The organism is Planomonospora algeriensis, from assembly GCF_977012225.1.
Map to the genome: position 1 here is coordinate 1 of NZ_CDRNDK010000555.1, position 3,693 is coordinate 3,693.

The following is a 3,693-nucleotide window of genomic DNA, read 5'->3' on the forward strand; positions in this document are numbered from 1 at the left end:
CCGCCGACGGTGAAGGCCGCGGCCCCGGCGCCGACGACCCGCTCGGCGAGCGCCACCGTGCCGTCCAGGGTCGGGCCGTCCCCTGCCGCGACCAGGATCGCCGGGGTGTCGGCGTCCACCACGGCGATCGGGCCGTGCAGCAGGTCGGCGTAGGACAGGCCCATGGCGTGCAGGTAGCAGGCCTCCTTCAGCTTGAGCGCCGTCTCCAGGGCGGTGGAGAAGGCCAGGCCACGGCCGGAGACCACGACACCCGGCTTGTCCGCCAGCCCTTCGACGACGTCGTCCAGGTCGCCCGGGTCCCCGATCAGCTTCTCCACGGCCTCGGGGACCCGCCGCAGGTCGCCGGGGTCGACGTCGGCGCCCAGGCCGAGGCCGAGCACGGCCAGCGCGGCGAGCTGGGTGGTGTAGGTCTTGGTCGCCGGGACGGCCTTCTCCTCGCCCGCCAGGGTGCACAGGGCCAGATCGGCGGCCTGCGCCAGGGGGCTCTCCGCGCCGCCGTTGGTGATCGCGACGGTCCGGGCGCCGCAGTCCTTCGCCCAGGCGAGGGTCTCGACGATCTCCTCGGTCCGGCCCGACTGGGACAGGCCGACGGCCAGCACACCGCTCAGGTCGAGTCTGCGCCGGTAGGTGGTGGCGATCGAGGGGGCGGCGAGGGTGGACAGGCGGCCCGTGTGCGCCTCGGCGAGGTATCGGCCGTAGACTGCGGCGTTGTCGGAGGTGCCACGGGCGACGAACAGCAGCTGCCGGGTCTCCCGCGCCAGGCGCTCCACCTCCCCGACCCTGGGGAGAAGGGCGTCCAGCGTGGCCTGCAACGCAGCGGGCTGCTCGGCGATCTCGCTGCGCATCTTGGTCGTCATCTCGCGCTCATCCTTCGGCTCGGACAGGCGCGATCGGGCCGTTATCGATCCGTCGCCGGTCCGTACGTTGACACCCTTTTCCGGCCTGTGGTCTAGTCCGGACTAGACCAGTACGAACCATAACCCATCAGACATTCCATATCGAGAGGGGGCGGAATCCCATGGCGCAGATCGATCCGGACAGCCCGATCCCGAAGTACTTCCAGCTCCGCGAGATCCTGCTCGACCTCATCGACAGCCACGAACTGGCCATCGGCACGGCGATCCCGTCCGAGCGCGAGCTCTGCCAGCGCTTCGGGCTCTCCCGCATGACCGTACGGCAGGCGGTCGACCACCTGGTCTCCGAGGGCAGGCTGCAGCGCGTCGCGGGCAAGGGCACCTTCGTGGCCCGTCCCAAGATCGAGATGCCGCTCCGGCTGACCTCGTTCAGCGACGAGATGCGCGCCCGCGGCATGGAGCCCGGCTCGCGCGATCTGGACCGCCGGGTGGTCCGGGCCAGCGCCCACCTCGCCAGGGAACTGGGCATCCAGCCGGGCGACGAGGTGCACTTCATCGAACGGCTGCGCACCGCGGCCGGTGAGCCCATGTGCATCGAGCGGGCCCACATCCCCGTCTCCCTCGCGCCGGACCTCGCCGCCCACGACCTGACCGGCCGCTCCCTCTACGCTCTGCTGGAGAGCCGCTACGGGCTGATGCTCGACGCGGGTGAGCTGACCATCGACGCGGGCATCGCCGACCCCGGCGACGCCGACCTGCTGAAGCTGCCGCGCGGCGGGGCCGTCCTGCTGCTCCAGCGGCGCTCGTTCGCCGGGGGCGTCTGCGCCGAGCTCGGCGTCTCCACCTACCGCGCCGACCGCTACCAGCTCCGCACGGTGCTGGAGACGCCGGCGCGCCGCGCCTGACCCCGCACCTCTCGCCCACTGGAGAAACGTCCGGTCACCCCCCGGCCCCAGGGCGGGGATCTCCACGCTGGAGGCAATCGATGAGCTCCACCTCAGCGGGCGCGGCGGCGTCCGGATCCGGACCGGGTCCCGGCTCCGCCGTGATGGGCGTGCTCCAGCGGCTGGGTCGCTCGCTCATGCTCCCGATCGCGGTCCTGCCCGCCGCCGGCCTGCTGCTCCGGCTGGGCCAGGACGACCTGCTGGGCCGTACGGACAACGCCTTCGCCGACGACGCGGCCCACGTGCTCGGCACCGCGGGCGGCACGCTCTTCGACAACCTGCCCGTCCTGTTCGCGATCGGCGTGGCCATCGGGTTCGCCAGGAAGGCCGACGGCTCCACCGCGCTGGCCGGGCTCGTCGGCTACCTCGTCTTCCACGCCGTCAGCATGAACATGTTCTTCACCCTGTTCGACGACGGCCTGAAGAAGTCGATCACCCTGCAGGTCTTCGACCCGGCCACCCCCGGCGTGCCGAAGACCGTGCTCGACCTCGGCGCGCAGAACCCGACCGGGGTGCTCGGCGGCATCGCCATGGGGCTGGTCTCCGCGACGCTCTGGCAGCGCTTCCACCGGACGAAGCTCCCCACCGCGCTGGCGTTCTTCAGCGGCCGCCGCCTGGTGCCGATCCTCACCGCCTTCGCCGGGCTGGTGATCGGGGTGGCGGTCGGCTTCGTCTGGCCCGTCCTCGGCGGCTGGGTCCGCGCCTTCGGGGTCTGGCTCGCCGAGAACAGCACGCTCGGAGCCGGCGTCTACGGCATGGTCAACCGCGCGCTGCTCCCCCTCGGCCTGCACCACATCGTCAACAACATCGTCTGGACCCAGGTCCCCGCCTGCGTGACGGAGACCGGCAAGCAGCTCGCGGGCGACCTGGTCTGCTTCAACAACGGCGTCCAGGGCTACGGCGGCTTCGAGGCCGGGTTCTACCCGGTCCTGATGTTCGGCCTGCCCGCCGCGGCGATCGCCATCTGGCGGGCCGCCCCGCCGCACCGGCGCACCGCGGTCGGCTCCATCATGGTCTCGGCCGCGCTCACCGCCTTCCTCACCGGGATCACCGAGCCGATCGAGTTCGCCTTCATCTTCGTGGCGCCGGTCCTGTTCGTCGCGCACATCGTCCTGACCGGAGTCTCCCTCGCCGTCGCCTCCGCGCTGGGGGCCAAGCTCGCCTTCAGCTTCTCCTCCGGCCTGATCGACCTGGGCCTGTACGGCACCGCCCCCAACGCGCAGGGGGTGCCGGTCGTCATCGCCATGGGGCTGGTCTACGCGGTGGTCTACTACGCCGTGTTCAGCTTCCTGATCAGGCGGCTGAACATCATGACACCGGGCCGCGAACCCGAGCCGGACGTGGACTCCGGCGACGCGTCGCCGGGCGGTGCGCCCGGACCCGCGCTCTCCTGAACCCCGTCTCCTCCCAACTCCGCACCCGCCCAGGCGCGCAGCCTCCGGACCCCGCGTCCCTGAACCCCGCCTCCTCCCAGGCCCGCACCCTCCGGACCCCGCGTCCCCAGCCTCCGCCTCCCGGAATGCCGGCCGTCTCCGTGGAGCCGGTTCCGGTCATCCCCAGGAAGGCGCGAGCGCGTCCGGAACCCGCCTTCCTGCGGGCGGGGACCACTCCAGCTTGCGGTGATCTTCTCCTCACAACGGACGAAGCGGCCGCGGTTCCCCGGAAAGCTGGTGCGCGACGTATCTGGGCGGGGGACCGGAAACTCCTAGAGGTGTCAGTTTCGCACCGACCCTTCGAACCGGAGTCGCCATGTCCCCCGCGTCGTCCCCCGCGTCGTCCCCCGCGCCACTCCCCCGGATCGCCCCGTCGCCCCTGGCCGAGCCGCCCGGTGACGACGAGCGGGCCGTTCGCGCCTCCCCGGCCGCCCGCCGTACGTGCAGGGCGCCCTCGCCCTC

Annotated in this window: 3 protein-coding genes; 2 read left to right on the forward strand and 1 reads right to left on the reverse strand. The window is 72.2% G+C overall.

The features are described from left to right. Positions 1-857 (reverse strand): SIS domain-containing protein (locus ACWJ6R_RS32310; protein ID WP_449065851.1); only part of this gene is annotated, 857 nt, incomplete at its 3' end. A gap of 161 nt (positions 858-1,018) precedes the next feature. On the opposite strand from ACWJ6R_RS32310, the gene ACWJ6R_RS32315 reads away from it, so the two are divergent. Further along, positions 1,019-1,759 (forward strand): GntR family transcriptional regulator, encoded by a 741-nt coding sequence (locus ACWJ6R_RS32315; RefSeq protein WP_449065852.1) that lies wholly within the window; start codon positions 1,019-1,021, stop codon positions 1,757-1,759. Positions 1,760-1,839: 80 nt separating this feature from the next. Then, entirely contained in the window at positions 1,840-3,192 is a 1,353-nt protein-coding gene (locus tag ACWJ6R_RS32320) for a PTS transporter subunit EIIC (protein WP_449065853.1), read from the forward strand. Positions 3,193-3,693: the final 501 nt, after the last annotated feature.

Bases quoted from the DNA above. Each gene is read 5' to 3' on its own strand.
- ACWJ6R_RS32315 (WP_449065852.1), top strand. From the start codon at position 1,019: ATGGCGCAGATCGATCCGGACAGCCCGATCCCGAAGTACTTCCAGCTC.
- ACWJ6R_RS32320 (WP_449065853.1), top strand. From the start codon at position 1,840: ATGAGCTCCACCTCAGCGGGCGCGGCGGCGTCCGGATCCGGACCGGGT.